Genomic DNA, 18523 nt, shown 5'->3' with positions numbered 1-18523 from the left:
TTTAAACACCGCATTCTAATCAGTTTTAAAGTGACACAAAAAAGCAACTTCACCATTTCTGATGAAGCTGCCTAAGTAACTATTTATTCGACTAAATTTTAGCCATCCACACAATTTGACGTAGAGCCTAATTAATGGGATTACTTTAACACTCACTACTACTTTTACTTAATCAATTAACCCTTTAAACAATCCGTGAATAAAATCATTTGGTTCGAAAGGTTGTAAATCATCAATGCCTTCCCCTAAGCCGACGAGCTTAACAGGTAGTTCTAGTTCATTGCGAATGGCTAAGACCATCCCACCTTTAGCGGTACCGTCTAGTTTCGTTAAAACTAAGCCTGTCACATCCGTTGTTTCTTTAAACTGTTTCGCTTGGACCATGGCATTTTGACCCGTTGTGGCATCAAGGACTAACATGACTTCGTGAGGGCCATTAGGAATTTCTTTTTGAATGACCCGTTTAATTTTTTCTAACTCATTCATCAAGTTCACTTTATTTTGTAAACGGCCAGCTGTATCTACTAATAAAATATCAGCTTCTTGAGCTAAGGCTTTTTCGATGCCGTCATAGACAACAGCCGCCGGATCACCACCGGCTTTGCCACGGACGACTTCCACTTGGGCCCGTTCACCCCAGACGACTAGTTGTTCAATCGCCCCGGCTCTAAAGGTATCTGCTGCAACTAATAACACTTTCTTGCCAGCTTCTCGGTATTGATTGGCTAGTTTACCAATACTCGTAGTTTTACCGACGCCATTGACGCCGACAAAAAGCATCACCGTTAAACCTTCTGCTTGAATGTTTAAGTCATTGTTTTCGTCGATGCCCTTCTCTTGATAAATTTCAACAAGTTTTTCAATAATTACCCGTTGAACATCTTGAGATTTTTTAGCATTTTGTAACTTGACTTCTTTTCGTAACTCATCCGTAATTCGCAATGAGGTTTCAAAACCAACATCGGCGGTAATCAACGTTTCTTCTAACTCTTCAAAGAAATCTTCGTCAACACTGCGGAAGTTCGCCATTAACTCATTCATGACTTGTGAGAAACTACGACGGGTTTTTTTCAAGCCTTTATCCATCTTAGTGGCAGCCGTTGTTTCTACTAGTTCCGGCTGTTCTTCAACTACTTCTTCAGTCTTGCCAAGTTCCTCTTCGGTTTCAGTGACGGCTACTTCTTCCTCAACACTTTCAACAGCAGTGACTTCTTCTGTTACTTTTTCTGAAAGTGGCGTCGTTGTTTCAATTATTGTCGGTTCTGCCAAGACTTCCTCAATTTTTTCTAGTTCGACTGCTTCCCTTGCTTCCTCAGTCTCAGTTGTTTCAACTGATTCTACTGGGGGAACTTGCTCTGGGCTGTCACTTGTCTCTAAGAGCTCACTTTCCTCTTCTGGAACTAACTCATTTAGTTCTTGGACTGGTTCTTCTTCGCCGGTAAAGGCTCTTTTGATTTTTTTAAAAAATCCCATAATTAACGTCTTCCTTTCAAGGCCTTACTCTGCTGTTGGCAATAAAACAAATTTTTCAACTGCTAAAGCCACACCGTGATTTTCATTAGTCTCAGTAATGTATTGGGCGGCCCCTTTTAATTCTGCTGTAGCATTCGCCATCGCTACACCTAGACCAACATACTCAATCATTGCTAAATCATTTTCTTCATCACCTAAAGCCATCATTTCTGATTTTTCAATATTTAATAAAGCCCCTAGCTTGGCTAACCCATTGGCTTTAGAAACGTGCTTCGGTAAAAATTCAAACAAAAATTCCCCGGAGCGGACAATGTTATAACGGTCGTGATAGTCAGCCGGCACTTGGGGAAGTTTTTCCTCAAGATACTCAGCTGGTATGGCTGAAACCATTTTATTAATCACTTGATCGGCTGCTAGCTCTAAAAAAGTCCGATCTTCAAAAATCAAAATCTTATTTAATTGATCGTACATTGACGGATAGGCGACTGGCTGTGGTTGAATCCGGTATACATAATCACCTGCCACCGCATCTAAAGGAATTTCTAAACGACTCGTTAATTCGTAAATATCTTTAGCATCAGCCACCGACATCACATCTTGAGATAAAATCTCCCCAGTATCGTTAGCTTGAACTAAGCCCCCATTAAAGGTAACTGCGTAATCACCAGGATCAGTGAGCCCTAAAGTTTCTAAGTGGGCTAAGACGGAGTTTAAAGGGCGCCCTGTACAGAGAACCACTTTAACTCCTTGGACTTTCGCTGCCTTCAAGGTTGTGATATTTCTTTCGGAAATCGTTTTATCATCTTTTAATAAGGTGCCGTCTAAATCAATTGCAATTAATTTAATCATGGACTCTTCCCTTCTTAAAGCTTCATTATTTATGGCTCTTCTAAATCAATGTCGCCACGCTCATTGACATCTTCTAAGCGGACAGAGACAATTTTCGAAATGCCTGATTCTTGCATTGTCACTCCATATAAGACATCGGCTGCTTCCATCGTTCCTTTACGGTGAGTAATCACGATGAACTGAGTATCGTCTTCAAAATGACTTAAATACTGACCAAAACGTGCCACGTTTGCTTCATCAAGAGCGGCTTCAACTTCATCAAGGACACAGAATGGCACTGGTCGGACTTGGATAATTGAGAAGAGCAAGGCAATCGCCGTTAAGGCTCTTTCGCCACCTGACAATAGGCTTAAACTTTGGAGTTTCTTACCAGGCGGTTGAGCGACAATTTCAATCCCCGTATTCAATAAATCCGTTGGGTCTGTCAAGATTAAATCAGCATGACCACCACCAAACATATTTGGAAAAACGACTTGGAATTTATCGCGAATGGCGATAAAGACTTCTTCAAATTTTTCTTTGACGATGTCATCCATCTCATTCATCGTGTCAAAAAGACTCTCTTTCGCATCTAACAAATCATCTCGCTGAGTCACTAAGAAAGTATAACGTTCATTGACAGTCTCAAATTGCTCAATCGCCGCCATATTGACAGGGCCTAAGCCATCGATTTCCCGTTTCAAGCCACGAATACGCCCTTTCGCTGTTTCGAAATCAACTTCTAAAGGATATAAATCTTTCCCCGCTTCGTAAGTTAAACTGTAGTCTTCTTGGAGATGTTGCAAGGCGTTGTCCATGCCGACTTCCGAACGACTTTTTAGAACTTCACCTTTCGATTTTTGACCTAATAAGCTTTGTTGTTGTTTATTGCTCAATGTCACATTTTCATCTAACTCGGCAATTTTTTGATGAACACTTTCCCGTTCAGCTTTTAAGCTAACTAAGGAGGCTTGTAAATCGACTTTACGTTGTTGTAAGTCCGCCATCCGCGTTTCCACAGATTCTTTCGATTCTAAATGGTTAGAACTGTCATCGGTTAACATCCGAATTTGTTCTGACAACTTAGCAGCCGAACGTTGAGCTTCTTGAAGTTGCCCTTTTTTATCAGCGAGTAATCCGCCTGTATGAGCAATTTTTTCAACTAATACTGCGGTTTTGGCTTGTTTCTGTTTTAATTCTTCTTGGTAAGCTTCCCGCTTTTCAGTATTAATGGCTTCCAGTTGATCTGTTTGATTCATCTCTTCATCGAGGGCTTTACGAGCGGTTTGAATCCTCGCCATCTCGGTTTCTAACGTTGCTTTTTGGCTTTCGTACTCTGCTAAAAAGCTAGTCAACCCTTGAGACTCACGCTCAAAGGCTTCTTGCTCCCGGGTCAGTTGACTCCGTTCCGTTCTTAAAAGTTCGATACTACTTTTTAACTCTTGCTCTTTCAGACGAGCAATTTCTCCAGCTTCACGTAAGTTTTCTAAATCGACTTCTTTTTCACTGGCTGTGATTTTTAATAAACGGACCACATCTTCCCGTTTCACTAATTCACTTTCCATTTTAGCAACTTGCTCAGTTAAACTTTGCAGTTCCCCCGCTTGGGCAAAGAGATTGCCTTGGTTACCTTTTCGAGTCGCTCCACCAGTCATCGAACCACCTGGGTTCATAACGTCCCCTTCAAGGGAAACTACCCGGAACTGGTAACGAACTTGCTTCGCAATACTATTGGCACTAGCTAAGTCTCGAGCAAGAATGGTGATTCCTAATAAGTTTTCAACAATATTTTTAATCTTTGGTTCAAAACTGACTAAGTCACTAGCAATGCCGACAAACCCTTTAGTGCCTTTGAGTTCTTGGCGAATACCGTCATTTAACTGCCGGGGTTTAATCGTTGTTAATGGTAAGAAGGTCGCCCGACCAAGTCGTTTATTACGTAAATAAGCGATGGCTTCCCGGCCAACTTTTTCATCTTCGACGATGACACTTTGAGCAGCGCCACCTAAGGCTGTTTCGATTCCTAAAGCTAAATCAGTTGGCACTTGAATTAATTCCGCCACTGCTCCGACAATTCCTGGTAACTCAGTTTTAGCTTTTAAGACCGCTCTAACCCCTTGATAAAAACCAGCGTAGTTTTCTTGCAGTTCTTGGAGACTCTTCTGACGAGCTTTCCCTTGTTGCAAAATCCCCATAGCATCATACATTTGTTTTTCTTTTAATGCTAAGTCTTGTTTCGCTTGATGGGTTTCTTGTTGCACTCTTACGTAATCTTTCCGTAAGCTTTCTAAGCTTTGGCTATGGAGGCTTAATTTTTCATTACTAGCTGCTTCTTTTTCTTGTAGCTTAGCTTGTTTCGTTAATAACTGACTGTGTTGATCGACAGCTTCTTGATTTTTCGACGTTTCTTGTGTGAATTTACGTTCTAAATGCTTTAAATCATTACTCGTATTGGCTTGATTTTGCATTAATTCAACGTATTCACTACGTAATTCCGCTAAACGATCTTTCGCTGATTTACTGTACCGTTCAACCCGCTCTTCTAATTCTTGAATTGTCACTAAAAGCTCTGACTTGCGGCTTTCTTGTTTGGCCAACTCCGTTGTTAACCCTTGAGCTTCACTTTCAATGACGGCAATTTTCCCTTGCAGTTCTGCTAAGTTATCACTGTATTCACTTGAGGTCTTTTCAGTGTTTTTACTTCTTTCAAGTAAGACATTTTTTTGACCTTCAGCTTGCTCATAAGTTTCTGTCACACTTAATAATTGCTGTTGCTCAGTATCTAGTTTCTCATCTAAACGAGTCCGTTTGTCCCGTAGATTAATTAACGTCCGCTCAAAATTAGCAATCGACTCACTGACTTGGGCTAACGTTTCATTGACTGCTGTTAACTCGACTTCTGTTGTTTGCCATTGTTCCTTTAAGTGATCGATCTCATGAACTGTGACACCAACATCAACTGAGGTTAGTTGCTCTTTTAATTGTAAATATTTTTTAGCAACGTCACTTTGCTCACTTAAAGGTGCTAGCTGTCCTTCTAATTCATAAATAATGTCTTGGACACGATTTAAGTTGTCTTCGGTTTCAAACAGTTTTTGTTCCGCTTGACGTTTTCGTTGCTTGTACTTTAAAACGCCGGCGGCTTCTTCAAATATCCCCCGACGGTCTTCTGGTTTACTATTAAAGATTGCTTCCACTTTACCTTGGGAAATAATCGAGAAAGATTCTTTTCCTAAACCAGAGTCCATAAAGAGATCAATAATGTCTTTTAAACGACAACTTTGCTTATTAATAAAGAAATCACTTTCTCCGCTCCGTTTTAAACGACGGGTAACACTGACTTCACTAAAGTCCAAAGGTAAAAAACGTTGTTCATTGTCTAAAACAACGGTTACTTCCGCAATATTTAATTGTTTCCGCGTGGCTGTTCCCGCGAAAATAACATCTGGCATTTTGCCACCACGGAGGCTTTTAGCCGACTGTTCCCCTAAGACCCACCGAATGGCTTCAGTAATATTACTTTTACCACTACCATTTGGCCCAACAACTGCTGTTAAGCCTCGGTCAAACTCAATCACCGTCCGTTCAGCAAAGGACTTAAAGCCAGCAATCTCAATTTTTTTCAAATACACGACCACATGGCCCCTTTCAACTACATTGACTAATTTGTTCCTTTAAACTAAAGGCAACCAAACAAATGACAAGTAATCATTTGTTTGGTTGGTTCGCTTTTCGATCTTTAATGTGAACAATAGCATATTCTGCTGCCCGTTGCTCTGCCACTTTTTTCGACTTGCCGACACCTGTGCCGATGACATTACTGGCAACACTGACTTCCACTGAAAATTGGCGATCATGGGCTGGGCCTTCTTCTTTAACTAAGCGATAAGCGATATCCACGTCACCGTTTTTTTGCAAAATTTCTTGCAAGGCGGTTTTGTGATCCATCTCATGTGAAAAAGCACCGGATTTGATTTTAGGGTACACAACTTTGCTAACAAAGACTTCTGCTGCCGCTAACCCTTGATCTAAGTAGAGAGCTCCTAGGAATGATTCAAATAAGTCACACAAGAGCGATGGACGTTCCCGACCTTTTGAATTTTCTTCCCCTTTACCTAATCTAATATACTGGTCAAACTGACATTCTTTGGCAAATTTTGCTAAACTGTCTTCGCAGACAATTGCTGCCCGTAACTTGGTTAATTTTCCTTCTGGTAGTTTTTGATAATAACCATACAAAAATTCTGAAACGACCAATTCTAAGACGGCGTCACCTAAAAATTCCAAACGTTCGTTATCTGCTAACTGCATATAGCGATGCTCATTGACATAAGATGAATGAGTAAAAGCTTGGTCTAATAAACTCGTATCTTTAAATTCTACTTGGTACTGTTGCTTAATTAGTTTCGTTAATTCTTCATTCATAGCCTAACATCCTTTTTATTTTTACTGAGCTTCTTTCATTATACTAGTTTTGAGTGAGAATTAAAATCTTTTCCTATTGAAAAGGGGTTTTCACAGCTAGTTTAATTTAAACTGGACTTTTTCGGGGGAATTTTTATACCAGTACAAGTTACAATTAATTAGAGATAACTCCCTTTAAAAAGTTAAATTAATAAAATAAATCTATTAAGATAACTTTCATAGTTATTATTTTTTTTCGTTGTTAAACTTACTTATTTTTGATAAGAATTGGCTATATTTTATGTATTCGTGTCAGTTTATTTAAATCTGTGTAAGTGTAGTATAAAATTTTTTCATCTTATATTATTATATTTTTTTAACAATTGCAATCACTATAATAAAAAAACTATGAATAAAAATAACAGATTCATAGTTTTTCGATTTTTATGAGGCACATACTTATAAGTTTAAATATATATAAAACAATTTATTTTTTAGTATCTATAAATCACAAATACTTTGGTTTTCATTCCAGTAAAGATTATTATATAAAATTCATTACTTTTATTGACTCTTTGGTAAAAGGTTTTATAACATTTCAAAATTTTTGACAGATAATTTTATCTAACTAAACTATTTATTAATTTTTGAAACCTGTCGCCAGCAGAACCGTCACAAGCAGACATAAACTCTGTTATAAAATGTTCTCTTGATTTCATTTGCCTTTCGGGATCGATTGCTTTTTCTATCATTTCAGTTAATTCAGTTTCATTTTTCGCAACTAAATCATAACTATACGTTTCAATCGGATAATACAACCCTCTTTCCTTACTGTAAGATTCATAATCCGAAAAAAAATTGATTAACGGTTTATCTAGCAAGCTATACTCAAAAATAAGTGATGAGTAATCTGTAATTAATACGTCAATTATTACTAATAATTCTAATATTGAAAATTGATTCGTTGAATCAATATTTGTTATTTGGGTGTGATTAACTTTTGGTATATCACTTACAATTGGATGGTATTTTGTTAATAATACAACATTATCAGGTAATTTTATTTTAGACCAATTTATTTCGCTTCTAAATTTCACTCTTTCTGTAAGGCTGCCTCTAAAAGTAGGTGCATATAGTATTATTTTTTTGTCTGAAAAATTGGGGTATATTTCAAAAAAATTTTTCCGGAGTTTATCTTTATCCTCTAAGTTCTTTAACATATCTGTCCTTGGAAAGCCAATGTCGTATACTTTATTCCTTGGCTGGTTAAATGCTTCTGAATATATGTCACCAACTCTTTTTGAACTAGCTATTATATGTGTATATTGTTGATGCGCTTTTTTTTCGAATTCAATATCATTAGAGTCAATTCTATCCAACGAACTATATCCAAATTTTTTATACGCACCTGCGGCATGCCATAATTGGATGTAATACTGATTTTTTTTGATTTTTTTGCTATACAGCGAATAAAAATAGTCATCTACTACTATTATCTTGGCTGTCGAAAGAAGAAAAAACTTTTTCCAATCTTCTGTAAGGCTATTATTGAAATTATCCACATATTTAACTTGAATTGTTTCATCAAATTCTATTTTTTCAGTAATATATAAGATACTATCATTGTTTTTGATTTTTTTTGATTTGGCTACCACAACAAGTTTGTTATTTATAGGCAACGCTTTGCTAGCATAAAAAATAGTTGCTGATATCTTATTTCCTATATAGTTTTTTTTATAAAAATAACTTAATAGTGATTTAAACCTCTTGAAAAAATGTGTTATTCTAGTACTATCAATAAACTCTAATCGATATTTAGTATTAGATTCAAATAAATTATTCTGATCATCATTTAAGCACTCTCTATCAACTAGGTTTATTTCAAATGTTAATTTTTTTAAGTGGGTGCTTTCAATTATATTAAACGTGAATACATACATATTTAAATCAATTAACAAAAATTCTACTATCCCAGACATCATGTTTTTAACTTCCTTTGGAATAATTAACAACCATCTTTTTGCGAAATCTATTACTTTTTTTCGGTATTTCCGTTTCCTCAAGCCAGCTTTTATATTAGGATATACTTCAAATTTTAAAAGTCTTTCGAAATAGGACTTCATTATGAATTGTTTTTGACTCTCATTATAATTTTCAGACGTTTGTATATATGTTAAATTTATTTTAGTTACTTCTAGTAAACCTTCCAAGTATACTAAACAATTTTCGCGCAAAGTTTGTGTCGAAGAATCTTTCGATTCTCGGATTCTATACATGTATACATCTTCGTCTATGCACACAACTTTTCGAGCATTAAGATATGCCGTTACAGTCAAAATTTGATCTTCTCCGTAACTTATGTTTTCTGGAAATTTCACGCTTTTTATAATTTTTTTAGAAAAAAGCTTCGCTCCAGGCCCAATGGAGTAGAACAACTCTGGATTATCAAGTATATTTTTCTCCCCTATATGATGCATTCCACTGTCGATATGTGATTTAACATACCAAGATTTTGTATTATCAAATCTTTTAATTCTTCCATAAGTTATATCTGCCTCTGTTTCAATCGCAGCCTTATATAATTTACTTATAGCATCATCACAGTAGTAATCGTCTGCATCTAAAAATAACACATAATCTCCTTTACTTAAATCTAATCCTATGTTTCTAGCAGCTGATACCCCTCTATTTTCAGTTGTTACTATCAAAAATCTGTCATCCAGAGCCGTTTCTGCTAAAATTTTCTTTTCAGTTCCGTCAGTAGAGCCATCATTAATTAATACATATTCAATATTAGTAAACTTTTGTGATTTTAAACTTTCTAAGGTCTTTTCAATGTACCTTTCAACATTATATATTGGGATAATAACTGATATTATAATACTACTCATCATTGTCTCCTTAACTCTTAGTTTATTTTAAAAATAACAAATCCTTCAATAAATTTGAAGAATTTGTTATTAACATTTATTCTATTATTTATCCCACTTTAAGTACAATTACTCAAGATATTCTATCAAATTTTTGTATACTTGACTTGCACATGTTTCATCTTTGTCAAAAGAAAAGAATTTTTGATAAAACTTATCTTTATTTTTTTGAATTGGAAAATCAATAGTAATATCTGTTTTTATAAATCTAACTAATTCTTCAACATCAACAAAAACTTCACCTAAGTCCTCTATATCCATGTCTAGTTTATTATATATATGATTACCTGTTAAGAAATAGTCCCTATCAGGTTGAAAAAAAGTAACCTTTGTTTTGTTCTTTATGAAATCAAAAACATATGAAGAAAAATCTGTAATAAATAGTTTATAAACATTTTGATTAAAATCATTTTCTAAATTTAATATTTTAATTTCACTTTGACTTTCTTTAAAAATAGCTTCATTTTCAGTCAATATAGGGTGGAGCTTAACATCCATGATATATCCGGCTTCCAATAGAACAGTATTTAACTTTTTAGAATTTAGTATACCTTGAATTCCTTTATAAAATTCAGTCTCTTCAATATTTGATTTATTTAAATCTCGATTATTATTATTATCTTCAATAATAATACTTTTTCGCCATGAAGGTGCAAACAAAATTCGTTTTTGTTTACTTTCTGGAATAATTTTATCTAATCTTGCCATACCGCCTTCAAGAATATCTTTATCATGATATCCATAATTGCTAATTAAGTTTTCTTTTTCAAAATTAGTAGATATGACAAACTTATCAAATTTAGTTTTGTGTTTACCGTACAACCAAGGTGTATGAGCATTTAAAATACCATGCTGCAAATATATTACTTTACGCTTCATCTCACTATAAAACGTGTTTTCTGCCTGATTTGATAGCGGAGAATATTCGAACCGTTCTTTAAATGAAGTTAACACTGCTTCACTGTAATAATAAAAAATCTTATGTTTAATTGATCCATATATAAGTGTATTTTTTTGGGGGATTCCTACCACTTTTTGATCATCTGCATGTAATATATAGAATCTTTTAATACCATCATTTTTATCAATATCATTAAGAAATTGCTGATAAGAATTATCTAAAACACCTTTACGGTCATTATATAACCATATTCTTTTATTTTTAAATAACATGCTCAAATACTTACAATATTTATTGAATTTAACTAGATTAGTTTGTTTAGCTTTTTCCATTAATTTTGATTGATGATTGAGAATATCACTTCGTTCTTTCTTTGTCATGTCAATTATTCTCATTTTGAACGGAGCCTTTTGATGATGAATTACACAACTCGGTAAAACTACATATCCAGTTTTTATATGCTGTTTAAATATTACTTCATTTTCAAAATATGCATTTGCAGGCTTTTCCACTCCATTTATTTTGACTCCCCATTCGTATTTTCCAAATGAATTTAGCGGAATTTCCATATCAAAATCGTAAAATGTAGCAACTGGCTCTTTGGCTTTATAATAACCTGATGGAGAATTAGTTAGTTCAATATCGTAGATTTCTTCTTCAAACTTAATAAACAGTTGGACCGTTTGAAATAGATTTGAAAATGGAAATTTCACGAACCCTCTAAATGAAACTGTATCTTTATTTGGTCTAATATTGTTAAAGACTAAGGTTACAGAATTTATATCCACTATTTTATTATTCCCTGAGTGTACTGCTAACCCATAAGAATTACTAACTACTCTTGGCTTTTCTTTAAAATTAGTAATCCAATAAGCTTTATGATAAAAGTCCATTCCTCGTTGTGACATTATTGTACTTACTTCAATTGATTCAAACACACTTTTAAGCCGTTCCATCCATTCTTGATAATCGTGATCGTCTAAGTGATACGGATACAAAGTATTTTGTTGAAATCGCCAATTCAATTCATACAATATCATGCTTTGAACATACGGGATTACAATGTCGTTATTTTGATGTCTCGAGTCATTTATTAACGATTCAAAAAATTCAAAGATCATATTTTTTATATTGACTGGACTTTTATACTTATCAACTGCAGAGTAACCACTGATATCATATATATACCCACCCACTTTAGAAAAGATTAGCTTACCTTTTTCCAATAGCATTTCAGTAATAAACTTAGCATCTTCAGATTGTTTTAAATTTGCATCAAAGTATATACGCTCATTTTTTTCTTTGTTTTTTATTACTACATTCATAGTACATTGGTTTAAATTAGGGAAGATATTTATATCATATAATTCAACATTTCCTTTTTTTATAAAATTGCTATTTCTAACATGTGGAGTTATATTTTCGTTATTTTTTTGAAAAAGATTATAAGCTAAAACATCTGCCTCATTTTGATACTTTTCAAATCCTTCAAAATTACTTCTAATAGTATTAGCTTTAATAGTGTCATCTGAATCTAGGAACATAATATATTTCCCTTTGGCTAAATCAATACCTTTATTTCTCGCTGTTGATACCCCTGCATTCTCACCATAGTGATAGTGGAAATTTTCATACTTAGCTACAAATTCAGCCACGATGGAACTACTATCATCAGTAGAACCATCATCAATTAGTAATACTTCGTATTTTACGTTTTGAGTTTTTTGAGACTCAATTGACTCCAATGTTCTTAATATCGTATCTTGCGAGTTATACATAGGGACAACAATGCTAATATCATATTCAAACTCTTTTGTTTCTTTCATTTCTATTTTACTATAGTTACTCACAAACCTTTTTCTTTTTCTTCTGCCCCACATAATTCATCGCTCTCTTTCACTTTTCGTCTTTATTATCTATGATGATTATCGAGAATCCTTTCACAAAATACCCTAATTTCATCTGAACTATTCATATTCTCACACTTGTTAAATATTTTATTTTTTATTTCCCTAACATACCCTACTTCATTTATTATATCGTTATTCCCTATATATTTCACCAAATCTTCTGCGCTTTTAAAAACAGGTGCGTTTAAAAATGATTCGAAATCCACATAAAAACCAGGATCTTTTTTATAATATTTTAAATCCGGCGCATAAATTAAAATTGGCTGTTCGAAGTAACTATATTCCAACATTGTTGCAGAGTAATCTGTTATGAATACATCTGTACTGGTATAATAATCTTCTATTGATTCCGGTGATGTAATTACTTTTGCTTTTCCACTTGATCTTAATTCATAACGATTTTTCACATACGGATGTAGTGAAATAATTATTTCCCAATCAGGTAAGTTTATTTCAACCATCTTTAACAAGTCATTCATTTGATTACCTATAAATGGATCAGTATCCTTTCTATAGGTTGGAGCATACAAAATCCTCTTATTTTTAACTTTTTTTTGTTTTTTTTGAATTAAATCCAATTTTGGAACACCTAAAGGCAAGACTTGTTCCTTTTCCACACCAAAAGCTTCTGCGTAGGCTTCAATATCGTCTTCCGTGTTCACAATTACCCAATCGTAGTTCCGATGTGGGATTACAACATCTAGCTTGTTCCTTGGGATACTTAAGCCAAATTTCTTTAGTGTCCCTACAGCGTGCCAAACTTGAATAACTGTATTCTCTTTTTTCTTATTAATACAATAAAGTGGAAACAGATAGTCATCAATAATAAATACAGAGGATGTCGCTAAATAGTAAAGCACTCGAAATGATTTCAAAAAATAAACTATTCGCCCTTTAAAACTGCGTTCAAAATGAAACAAATAAACAACTACTTCTAACTCATCATTTTTTATCAATTCTTCGTGGATGGCTAACAAATTCCCTCTCAGAAAGCTAGCACGATTACTAGTAATCACAATTCTTTTTTTAGGCACAGTAAAGAAAGCAACTATTTGATAAAAAATATTATATGTTTGTTTTAGAATTACTAACTTAACTTCTTTAATTTTCTCCAAATTAAATTTCCCATTTCATGATTGTCTTTCCCCAAGCATTCCCTAAATCAAATTCAAAGGCTTGGATAATATCAGATACTTTCTCGATTGTAATAACTTTACCAATTAAGTTATTTAAGTAAGCTTGGACTGGCTCGTGTTGACTAATAAAATCAACTGAATTTTGAAAATCTTGACGTCCACTACGGCTACTGCCAAAAAGGGTTAAGCCTTTTTCAAGGACTAAGCGAGTGTCAATTTCAACCGGGTATTCCGTCACGCCTAAAAGAGAAATCGTACCTTCAGGTTTGATAAATTGGATGGCTTGTTCAATCGCAGAACGGCTGCCACGTCCACCAACACATTCGAATACGTGATCCAGTTCCATCTCGGGTGGGATTTCGTCAATATAATAAACATTATCTGCAAAAGAAAAATAATCTAATTTTTGACTATTTTTTCCAAAGACATTCACTTGGGCTTCTGGGTACAAATATTTAAGGATTAAACTAGTTAAGTAACCTAAGCTACCGTCTCCCCAAACACCATAAACTTTTTGGTTGCCATTTCTTTTTGCTTCCATTCTAGTAATTGCGTGCATAGCAACTGAGAATAACTCCATGTATGCAGCTACAGGCTCTTCCACGCCTTCAGGCACTAAAACTGCTCGGTCTCTTCTAAGGAAGACGTAATCTTGAGTGTAGCCATCATAACCACTAGAACGAAACTTAGACGTTTTTAAGTAGTTTTCATTAATTATTGGGTCACTTTCCATTGGTGTATTTGGCACCATAATGACACGGTCCCCTTTTTTATATTCCCCTTTTGGGTCATAAATAACTTTACCAACCCCTTCATGAATTAAGGACATCGGTAACTTTTTAGCCATGACTTTTTTATCCCGTTCGCCAGTGAAATACCTTTGATCTGCCATACAGATTGATAAATAAGTTGGCCGCACAATGATTGTTTCATCACTCATCGGCTCATTGACAATTTGAACTTCAAATTGTCTAGGGGAGACAAGGCGATAAACTTGATTAAGCATTGTCCATCCGCTCCTCTACAATTGTGTTGGCGATTTTTAAATCGAAAGTTGTTGTAACTTTCATATTAAATGATTCACCACGAACTAATTTAATTTTTTCGCCTGCTAACAAACAGATTTTACAAGCGTCTGACAGAATCCCTTTTTCATTATCCGTTAAGGCTTCATAATGCTTTTTCAACATTAACATTTTAAAAGATTGAGGTGTTTGACCTTGATACATTTCATCACGAACAGGTATCCCTGAAATATACCCATCTTTCCCTTGCACAATTGTATCGTGAGCAGGTATGACAGTATCGACAGCTCCTGTTTCTAAAACCGCTTCAATATTATCTTCAATAATACGATGAGTGATAAATGGTCTAACGGCATCGTGAGTTACAATAACATCATCTTCAGTAATTGAGTAGTTAGCTTCGATGTATGTAACCCCATTCATAATGGTTTCATTACGATCAGAACCACCTTGAATCACAACTACTCGTTGATCACTAATATATTTTTTCAAAATATCAATCGTATATTGCATCCAATCTTTCGGACAAGACAACAAAATCAACTCAAAGCGATCATTTAGAATAAATTTTTCAATTGTATGGACGATCATTGGTCGCCCTGCTAAATTTAAAAATTGCTTAGGACGGTCCACATTCCCCATCCGCGTACCTTTACCACCTGCTAATATTTGTGCAAAAATCATCTATCTATCGCTCACTTTCTATTTGTTATTGCTTATAATAACGTTCGTTAAACAAACATTTGTTATCGTTTATAATAACGTTCGTTAAAAAAACGTTCGTTATTACTTAACTAGCTAAAAATATCAGCTGTACTCACACCAATAAATAAAATCTTTTATATTCCTTTGTACAATGTATTTTTATACAATCAGTCTATTTTTTTATAAACTAAAATAACACAAACCGTTCATTAAAAAGCTTTAAAGAACGGTATTCACTCGCATATTATGTAACTTCGATTATAACATCACTATTAATTATAGCATATTTACTAAATTTTTAAAGTGCTAATCAAGTAATATAAAACAATGTTCGAAATAAACATCTTTAAATTACTATTTTTTAAAGTTATTCAGATACTATTCCCAATTTTAATGAGACTTAAACCAAAAAACAGTAAACTTTTCTCAAAGTTTACTGTTCCATTAACTCACTCATTTTTAATACTTATTATTCAATATAAGCCCATTTGTAATCATACTGGGCGCCAGCCGAGTTAACGACGACACCTTTGATTTTAGCGCTTCTTAAATGTGCTTCAGCTTTTTGGTAAAGAGGGATCAAACCTGCTTCATCAAGTAAGATTTTCTCAGCTGCTAACATGTCTGCCCAACGTTCCGCTGGTTTTGTAGCATTGTCAACTGACGCTGATTTAACTAACTTGTCGTACTCAGGGTTTGAGTATTTCCCTTGGTTGTATGAAATACCTGTTTCAAACAGATCGATAAAGCTACTTGGATCAGCGTAATCAGCATTCCAGCCAGAGTTTAACATGTCGAAGTCATTCTTCATGCCCCGTTCGATTCTGATTGCAAAAGTTACTGGACTAACAGTGACACTAACACCTTCTAAAGTTTCAGTGACTACCCCTTGGATGTATTCAGCGACTTTTTTCGCTCCATCACTATCAGCAGTTAATAGATCAAAAGTTAATTCTTTTTTGCCAAGTTCTGCTTGGGCTTTTTTCCAAAACTCTTTCGCTTTTTCAGGACTGTATTCTAAGTGATTCCCTGAATCTTTAGCGAATTCTTTCTCTTCACCATCGATGTTTAACTTAATCCCTGAAGGAACTAGGCCTGTTGGTACAATCGAACCGTCTCCTAAGATATCGTTAGCAATGGCTTCCCGGTTAATCGCGTAAGAGATTGCTTTACGGAAGTTTTCATTTTTAAAAGGTGAATCGGCTTTTTTATGGTTCATTTCTAAATACATAGTTGCAGCTTTTTTATCAGAGACAAATTCGGGATCTTCAGCCATTTGATGAGCTAACTCACCTGATAATAGCACGTCATCTGCTTGACCATCTTGGTATAAGTTAAGGGCCGTTGAAGACTCTTTCGCCACGTTAACTTGGATTTTGTCTAACTTAACTGTTTCTTGATCCCAATATTCAGGATTTTTTTCGTAAGCCCACTCAGTATCGATACCAGGACCATCAAAACCAGTTAACGTAAAAGGGCCATTGTAGACGGCGTTGTCACTTGTTGTAGCATAGTCTTTCCCAAATTTTTCAACAATGTCTTGACGTTGTGGTGCAAAGGTTGAAAAGGCTAACAAATAATCAAAATAAGGGGTTGGTTTCGCTAAGGTAATTTCTAATTCATAATCCCCAACAGCTTTAATCCCTAAATCACTGACTGGTTTGTCCCCAGCGGTAATTGCTTCGCCGTTAGCGACGTTGCCGAAGAAGAAAGCATATTCTGCCCCAGTCTCAGGATTAGCCCCACGTTGCCACGAATAGACGTAATCAGCAGCGGTCACTGGTTCACCGTCAGACCATTTAGCATCTTCACGTAATTTAAATTTATAAGTTAAGCCATCTTCGCTAACAACAGCTTCTTCTGCTGCCCCAGCGGGTTCGGCCTTACCTTCTGCATTGAAACGGTAAAGTCCTTCATAGACACTATTTAAAGCTGTCGAACTAATAACATCATTACTTAAAGATAAGTCCGCTGTTGGCATTTCTTGATTAACAATCGTTCGGAAAACTTGCTCCGTTTTCGTTGCCTCTTGCTCTTGATCTTTCCCCGCTTCTTTTGCCGGCCCACACGCTGCCAATAATACTAGAGGGGCCATTAAGACCATTCCCATTTTCAACCATTTCTTTTGATTCATTTGATTCATCCTCACATTCTCTTGTCTCTTATTTTCAGAATTAACTAAATTTTCAGACTATTTATTTTGTAGTAAAAGGGCAGTTTTACCTGCCCTTAGGCTATTTGTTTAAACGTTTGCTGCTTTTTTTGCTGCTAATTTTTCTTGGTAACCAACAACTTCTGCTTCACTGCAGTAGATAAAGTGTTCAGGCGCAATTTCTCGCAACTCTCTCACTTGATCATCAGCTGGTGCTGGGGTGTAAGTAATCCGTTGACGGCTTTTTTCATAGTCAGGGTCTGGTAAAGGAATCGCTGATAACAAACTTTCCGTGTAAGGGTGAAGTCCGTAGTTATAGACCTCTTCTGCTTTACCAATTTCAACCATCTTACCGTAGTACATGACACCGATGCGGTCACTAATGTATTTCACCATTGATAAATCATGGGCAATAAATAAGTAAGTCAATTTCTTTTGTTCTTGGAGCTCTTGTAATAAGTTAACGACTTGAGCTTGAATTGACACATCTAAGGCTGAGATTGGCTCATCACAAATGATGAACTTCGGTTGAACTGCTAAGGCTCGGGCAATCCCAATCCGTTGACGTTGTCCACCTGAGAACTCATGAGGGTAACGAGTGCCATGGCTTTTATTCAGACCAACTGTTTCTAATAAGTCGTTGACTTGTTTTTCACGATCAGTATCATCTTTAGCTAATTTATGAATATCAATGCCTTCAGCAATGATGTCTTTGACTTTCATCCGTGGATTTAATGACGCATAGGGATCTTGATAAATCATTTGAACTTCTTGACGAAAACGTTGCAGATTTTCTCGTCCCTTAATCCCACTAATGTCTTCACCGTCAAATTCAATCTTGCCTGAGGTTGGATCATAGAGGCGGATAATGCTGCGACCAGTCGTTGACTTACCACAACCTGATTCTCCCACTAGGCCAAAGGTTTCTCCTTCATAGATTGAAAAACTAATGCCATCAACAGCTTTGACTTCATCTGTTCGGCCCACATTAAAATATTGTTTTAAATTTTCAACTTCTAAGATTTTTTTATCTTTCGTTAATCCGGCATTCATGTTCAT

Annotated in this window: 11 protein-coding genes; all 11 read right to left on the bottom strand. The window is 35.2% G+C overall.

Features of this window, described 5'->3' with window-relative positions:
* Window positions 1–168: 168 nt before the first annotated feature.
* Window positions 169–1473, bottom strand: coding sequence for a signal recognition particle-docking protein FtsY (gene ftsY, locus CBF35_RS06915; protein WP_126779464.1), 1305 nt, complete (start codon window positions 1471–1473; stop codon window positions 169–171).
* A gap of 24 nt (window positions 1474–1497) precedes the next feature.
* Window positions 1498–2322, bottom strand: a complete 825-nt coding sequence (locus CBF35_RS06910; RefSeq protein ID WP_126779462.1) for a Cof-type HAD-IIB family hydrolase — start codon at window positions 2320–2322, stop codon at window positions 1498–1500.
* 29 nt (window positions 2323–2351) lie between these two features.
* The gene (smc, locus tag CBF35_RS06905; protein ID WP_126779460.1) at window positions 2352–5933 is read right to left on the bottom strand and encodes a chromosome segregation protein SMC; all 3582 of its coding nucleotides are present in this window, start codon (window positions 5931–5933) and stop codon (window positions 2352–2354) included.
* A 76-nt stretch (window positions 5934–6009) separates the two neighbouring features.
* Complete coding sequence (rnc, locus tag CBF35_RS06900; protein WP_126779458.1) at window positions 6010–6726, bottom strand: ribonuclease III; 717 nt, start codon at window positions 6724–6726, stop codon at window positions 6010–6012.
* A gap of 599 nt (window positions 6727–7325) precedes the next feature.
* Window positions 7326–9596: a bifunctional glycosyltransferase/CDP-glycerol:glycerophosphate glycerophosphotransferase gene (locus tag CBF35_RS06895; protein ID WP_170174733.1), complete on the bottom strand. Its 2271-nt coding sequence runs from the start codon at window positions 9594–9596 to the stop codon at window positions 7326–7328.
* A 108-nt stretch (window positions 9597–9704) separates the two neighbouring features.
* Complete coding sequence (locus CBF35_RS06890; protein ID WP_126779454.1) at window positions 9705–12416, bottom strand: bifunctional glycosyltransferase/CDP-glycerol:glycerophosphate glycerophosphotransferase; 2712 nt, start codon at window positions 12414–12416, stop codon at window positions 9705–9707.
* 32 nt (window positions 12417–12448) lie between these two features.
* The gene (locus CBF35_RS06885) at window positions 12449–13561 is read right to left on the bottom strand and encodes a CDP-glycerol glycerophosphotransferase family protein (protein WP_126779452.1); all 1113 of its coding nucleotides are present in this window, start codon (window positions 13559–13561) and stop codon (window positions 12449–12451) included.
* Window position 13562: 1 nt separating this feature from the next.
* Window positions 13563–14588 carry a zinc-binding dehydrogenase gene (locus CBF35_RS06880; protein WP_126779449.1) on the bottom strand — a complete coding sequence of 342 codons (1026 nt, stop codon included), beginning with the start codon at window positions 14586–14588 and terminating at the stop codon, window positions 13563–13565.
* Complete coding sequence (locus CBF35_RS06875) at window positions 14581–15291, bottom strand: IspD/TarI family cytidylyltransferase (protein ID WP_126779447.1); 711 nt, start codon at window positions 15289–15291, stop codon at window positions 14581–14583. Before CBF35_RS06875 ends, CBF35_RS06880 begins: the two co-directional genes overlap by 8 nt.
* A 490-nt stretch (window positions 15292–15781) precedes the next feature.
* On the bottom strand, window positions 15782–17446 hold the full coding sequence (locus tag CBF35_RS06870; protein ID WP_126779445.1) for a peptide ABC transporter substrate-binding protein: 1665 nt from the start codon (window positions 17444–17446) through the stop codon (window positions 15782–15784).
* A gap of 108 nt (window positions 17447–17554) precedes the next feature.
* Entirely contained in the window at window positions 17555–18517 is a 963-nt protein-coding gene (locus CBF35_RS06865) for an ABC transporter ATP-binding protein (RefSeq protein WP_126779443.1), read from the bottom strand.
* Window positions 18518–18523 lie beyond the last annotated feature (6 nt).

Origin of the sequence: Vagococcus salmoninarum (assembly GCF_003987495.1) — a bacterium.
In the GTDB taxonomy this organism is placed as follows: domain Bacteria; phylum Bacillota; class Bacilli; order Lactobacillales; family Vagococcaceae; genus Vagococcus_D; species Vagococcus_D salmoninarum.
Note: the sequence above shows the minus strand (reverse complement) of the source record. Positions and strands in the feature narration are given on the sequence as shown.

What these genes read in the sequence shown, in the direction of transcription:
- CBF35_RS06865 (WP_126779443.1), bottom strand. Translation starts at nt 18,517, where the DNA reads ATGAATGCCGGATTAACGAAAGATAAAAAAATCTTAGAAGTTGAAAAT.
- CBF35_RS06895 (WP_170174733.1), bottom strand. Translation starts at nt 9,596, where the DNA reads ATGAGTAGTATTATAATATCAGTTATTATCCCAATATATAATGTTGAA.
- rnc (WP_126779458.1), bottom strand. Translation starts at nt 6,726, where the DNA reads ATGAATGAAGAATTAACGAAACTAATTAAGCAACAGTACCAAGTAGAA.
- CBF35_RS06880 (WP_126779449.1), bottom strand. Translation starts at nt 14,588, where the DNA reads ATGCTTAATCAAGTTTATCGCCTTGTCTCCCCTAGACAATTTGAAGTT.
- CBF35_RS06910 (WP_126779462.1), bottom strand. Translation starts at nt 2,322, where the DNA reads ATGATTAAATTAATTGCAATTGATTTAGACGGCACCTTATTAAAAGAT.
- CBF35_RS06870 (WP_126779445.1), bottom strand. Translation starts at nt 17,446, where the DNA reads ATGAATCAAAAGAAATGGTTGAAAATGGGAATGGTCTTAATGGCCCCT.
- CBF35_RS06890 (WP_126779454.1), bottom strand. Translation starts at nt 12,416, where the DNA reads ATGTGGGGCAGAAGAAAAAGAAAAAGGTTTGTGAGTAACTATAGTAAA.
- ftsY (WP_126779464.1), bottom strand. Translation starts at nt 1,473, where the DNA reads ATGGGATTTTTTAAAAAAATCAAAAGAGCCTTTACCGGCGAAGAAGAA.
- CBF35_RS06875 (WP_126779447.1), bottom strand. Translation starts at nt 15,291, where the DNA reads ATGATTTTTGCACAAATATTAGCAGGTGGTAAAGGTACGCGGATGGGG.